We start from the raw sequence: 4,648 nt of genomic DNA on the forward strand, positions 1-4,648 counted from the left end.
GATCGGCGAGAACCTGTTCGACACCAAGCTGGAGCACGAGCTTCATCATCGCATCCACGCTAACGAAGCGAACGATATTGAGCTTGCGGGGGTCCATCTCAGTAGCTCCGGGTGGGGCGGTCGAGCACCGAGCGGCCCATCAGGCTCGCCGTGAGATCGACCATGAGGCGCGCGGTGCGCCCGCGATCATCGAGAAAGGGGTTCAGTTCCACGAGGTCGAGGCTCGTCACGCGGCCGCAATCATGCAGCATCTCCATGATGAGATGCGCCTCGCGGAAGGTCGCACCGCCGGGTACCGTGGTGCCGACGCCCGGTGCGATTTCGGGATCGAGGAAGTCCACGTCCAAGCTTACATGCAGCAGGCCATCCTGCCGCTCCACCTCATCGAGGAAGCCGCGAAGCAGGGAGGCGACGCCATTCTCGTCGATCGCACGCATGTCATGCACGCGGATGCCCAAATCGCCGAGCAGGCGCCGCTCGGCCGGATCAACACTGCGCAGGCCGATCATGCAGACGCGGGACGGTTCCAGCGGGGTGTGCAGCGGCGGGAAATGGCCGGCGAAACCGGGTAACCCCAGCGCATAGGCCATAGGCACGCCATGCAGGTTGCCACTCGTGGTGGTCTCCAGCGTGTGCATATCCGGGTGGGCGTCGAGCCAGAGGACGAAGAGTTTCCGGCTGGCCATCGCCGCGCGACGGGCATGGCCGGAGAGGGTGCCGGCCGCAAGGCTGTGATCACCCCCGAGCACGATTGGAAGCCCGCGCGGGCCAGCTTCTTCCACCGCCTGCGCGAGTGTTTCGGTCCAGGCCGCGATTTCGCCCAGCGCACGGATTGCCGGATTGCGATGGGGGACAGACGCGACCGCACCGATCGACAGGTTGCCCTGATCCACCACGCCATGTCCGAGCGAGGCGAGCGCCGGGCCGATGCCCGCCGCCCGAAAGGCGCTGGGGCCCATGTCGCAGCCGAGGCGGCCGGTGCCATCCTGCACCGGGGCGCCAATCAGAATGCAGGTCTTCAACTCCATCGCGGCTCTCCTTTGAAAAAATGATACCGCAAGGCTCCGGCGATCTGAACGAACCAGATTGCTCAATCGGCAAGCATAATCTACCAATCTGATAAGCAATATCAGCAAATCGGCAGAACATGGACGATCTCGACCAGCGGCTCATCACCCTGTTGCGCCATGACGGGCGACGCAGCGTTTCCGACCTTGCCCTCGCGCTGGATGCCTCCCGCGCCACCATCCGCGCCCGGATGCAGCGGCTCGAAGCCTCCGGAGAAGTCATCGGATACACTGTCGTGCTGAAGGCGGATGTCGTCTCGGCCCCGGTCCGCGGCATCACGCTGATCGAGGTCGAGGGCCGCGCGAAAGATCGTGTGGTCGATGCCCTCAGCGGCTTTGCCGAGATCACGGCGATCCACACGACGAGCGGTAAATGGGACCTGATCGCGGAGTTGAGCACCGGCAGCTTGACCGCGCTCGACGGCCTGCTTCACCGCATCCGGCTCATCACCGGGATCGGCGCATCAGAAACGCATCTGCTTCTCGCGACACCGCGCAGCAGCCAGGCGCGCCTCACCGCCGGCCAGGAGAACTGGAGCGATCTGCCGAGATCAAAAGGCCAAGATTAACAGCGAGCAAGGGCGCGGTGACGGCCTCTGACCTGTTCCCCTGAACGCCCTCGCTCTGATGTAGAACCTGCCCAACCTGAGAAGGAGCAGACGACAAGAGGAAGAGCCACTTCGCCGGAGTTTCCATTGATGGGCAAATGTCTGCATATGGGTTAGAAGCTCGACAAGATCGCCAGGGTTCTTCCGGACGCCAGGACCTTCGAAACGGTGACCGAGCTCAAAACCGTCGCGCCGCCGCTTGAAACGGGTGTCGCTCAAGCGGTTTTCCCTTTTTGGCGGTCGATGATGACGGCCACGGGCCCGCCCCCATCCGGCCCCTGGTGCTCGGCTCCCCCGGAAACAAAAATCTCGGCATGGCCCAGGAGCCCCGCCAGCGCGCCGGCCACGAAAGCGCGGGCATGGCGCGTGGCGGAAATATCGGAATCGTCGAGCATGGTGTGGCGGAAGCCGCGCAGGACACCCGTGGTGGAAGGCTCGGCCTTGGCGAGCATGGCCACGAGCTGCGCGCGTTCAGCCGGCTCAAGCTGGCCCCGCGCCGCCAGGCCAAGGCGCTGAAGGGCGGCGCGCACCGGCTCGATATCGATGGCATCGGCCATCACGGCATGGTCGATCGCAAGCGGCCCGGCCCATTCCTCGGACATGCCGAGCACGACAATTTCATGGTCCATCAATTCGATGCCCGCGGAGGTGGAGGCGCGGCCGGAATAGAGAGTCACATCCTTCGCGATCGCCGCCTCGGAGAGCGCGGAGCCCGGGATTTCCCCCAGCGCGAGGCCCACACCAAGTGCCGAAGCACCGCGCGAAAAGCCCATGGATTTCAATGTGTCGCGGATCGCCACCGTGGCCCCGCGCGATGCCGCTTCCAAAACGCGCTGCGCGGTCATCAGCGGGCATTTGATCTGCACGAAATGGACCTGATCGGGGCTGGTGATGCCCGCATCGGCCATGGCCGCATGCACGCCTTCCGCCACAGCTTCGATCTGCACCATGCGGCCGAGTTCCTCCGGGCGGATCTCGCGGGTGCGGGCCCGGCCAATGGCGAGAGCGGAACGCGCGGGCTCGGTCACGTTGCGCCGCTCGAGCGCCAGCCAATGCGGGGCGAGTGCGCCTTCCGTGCCACCGGACATGACACAGCACACGGCTTCGGCCTCCGCCGCCGGCAGGTGGCGCTTCAGTTCGAGTTGCAGCGATTGCACCGCGAAGGCCCGGGTGAAGTCGTTCACACAGCCATTGCCCTCGGTCTTCCCCAGGATCGCGATAATGCCTTCGGGCCGGATTTCCCCGGCAGAAATGGCTCGCGCGAGACCGGAGACATCATCCGGGCCTGCGGCGGAAATGCGGTGGAGATAGGCTCGGCGCGCCATGCCAGGCCCTCAGCAGCAGCCCAGGCGTTCGCGATACCACCCGGCGAGCGCGACATCGAAAGCGGGCCAGGCGCGAAGAAAATCCGCGCGTTCCGGCATCTGCGCACGATAACGGGCGCGCATTTCGTCCTCCAGGGCCGGGAGATCGACACCAAGGACCTTGCCCCCTTCGACAATCACCTTGCCATCCGCGATGACGCGAGCAACATGCGCAAGGCTGGCCCGCGCGAAGAGATAATCGACAGGCTCCACCGGCAACACGGCATCGCGGTCGAGAGTTGCGAGATCGATCTCCACGCAATCCGCGATCTCGCCCGCCGCGAGGCTCGCCTGATCCGCCGCGCCATTGGCGAAACGGCCGTTGCGCGAGGCGCTCAGCAGGTAATCCTCGCGGGAAATGTTGCAATCATAGCCCCAGCCGCCATGCAGGAACTGCCCCAGGCGGATCTCCCGCAGCATGTCGTCATCCTCATCAAAGGCCGCGCCATCGAGCCCGATGGCGACGCGGCAACCCATCCGGATCGCCCGGCCGATCGGCGCGATGCCGGATTTCAGATGCAGGTTCGAGGAGGCGTTCGTGGCGATCACCGTGCCCGCTTCCGCGATCAGCGCGAGGTCGTCGTCATTGGCCCAGACGGCATGGGCAAGCGTCAGGCGATCCGTCAGCAGGCCGATTTGCTTGAGGTAGCGCGCGGCACCCTGCGGGCAGTTCTGGTCGGCCCAGGCGCGCTGGTACTTCGTTTCGAGGAAATGCATGTGCACGCGGCGGCCCTTGCGCGCCGAGGCCTCGGCGATGCCCTCGAGCATGGAGCGCGAGCACCATTGCATGCCATTCGGGCCATATTGCACCGAAAAACGCGGATTTTCAGCGGCTTGAGCCACCGCATCCGCAAGCGCGATCTGCTCGCGCCATGGCATCAGGGGTGAGCCGAAAATGCCCTCGACGGTCTTGCGCGCCTCAGCCGGCATGCTCGCGAGCATGGGCGTGGCATCGCCGTAGATGATCGGGTTCATGTCGCGCATGGCCACGGCAAAGGCGACCTGCACGCCGACATCGCGGGCCGCGCGGCCGATCTCACGTGCTTCATCCGGCAGGGGCATCGGGCCCTGCGCGCGGGTGTAATGCGCCATGATCGAGGTGCAGCCGGAGCGAGCGGCACGCGCAAACGGCGCAGCCGAGGCGACATAGGGGTCCTGGCGTGTCATCGCCGCAAGGCGCAGCAGCCAACTTTCGAGCGGCTTGCCCGCCGCCCCGAAGGAGGTGGGCGAAAGCGGCCGGGCATGGTCATGCGCATTGGCAAAACCGGGGAGGATCAGCCGGTCCTTCCGCTTTGCATCGGGACCAGCCGAAGCGATGCGCCCGCCGGAAAGCGCCAGCCGCACGGGTTGGCTCGCGCCATCGGGGCGGAGCGTGAGGCCGTCGAGAACGAGGGACATCAGCGAGGCTCCGGGGTTGAGGCCATGAAAAGGGCCCGCCGGGGTGCGGCGGGACCGAGGTTCAGGCGGAAGGCCTCAGTTCGTGAAGACCTTCACGGCGCGCTCGGCCTTGGGCGGCAGGAAGGAGCGGTTGAACACCGCGCTCGCCGCCGGAAGCGCCGTCAGGCCATAGGCCTCGCCCACCATGGAGATGGCGCGGGTCATGCGGTCG

General features: G+C 65.9%; 4 protein-coding genes. 1 reads left to right on the forward strand and 3 read right to left on the reverse strand.

Annotated features, from left to right (window positions below; translation table 11 throughout):
- Window positions 1-98: 98 nt before the first annotated feature.
- The gene (rocF, locus tag ACKODO_RS07560; RefSeq protein ID WP_408982836.1) at window positions 99-1,028 is read right to left on the reverse strand and encodes an arginase; all 930 of its coding nucleotides are present in this window, start codon (window positions 1,026-1,028) and stop codon (window positions 99-101) included.
- 119 nt (window positions 1,029-1,147) lie between these two features.
- On the opposite strand from rocF, the gene ACKODO_RS07565 reads away from it, so the two are divergent.
- Entirely contained in the window at window positions 1,148-1,636 is a 489-nt protein-coding gene (locus ACKODO_RS07565) for an Lrp/AsnC family transcriptional regulator (protein ID WP_408982837.1), read from the forward strand.
- 254 nt (window positions 1,637-1,890) lie between these two features.
- On the opposite strand, the gene ACKODO_RS07570 is transcribed toward ACKODO_RS07565, so the two are convergent.
- Window positions 1,891-3,000 carry a ring-opening amidohydrolase gene (locus ACKODO_RS07570; RefSeq protein WP_408982838.1) on the reverse strand — a complete coding sequence of 370 codons (1,110 nt, stop codon included), beginning with the start codon at window positions 2,998-3,000 and terminating at the stop codon, window positions 1,891-1,893.
- Between the two features lie 9 nt (window positions 3,001-3,009).
- The gene (locus ACKODO_RS07575) at window positions 3,010-4,437 is read right to left on the reverse strand and encodes an amidohydrolase family protein (RefSeq protein ID WP_408982839.1); all 1,428 of its coding nucleotides are present in this window, start codon (window positions 4,435-4,437) and stop codon (window positions 3,010-3,012) included.
- Window positions 4,438-4,648 lie beyond the last annotated feature (211 nt).

Source organism: Rhabdaerophilum sp. (genome assembly GCF_046092605.1).
Classification (GTDB): Bacteria; Pseudomonadota; Alphaproteobacteria; order Rhizobiales; family Beijerinckiaceae; genus Rhabdaerophilum.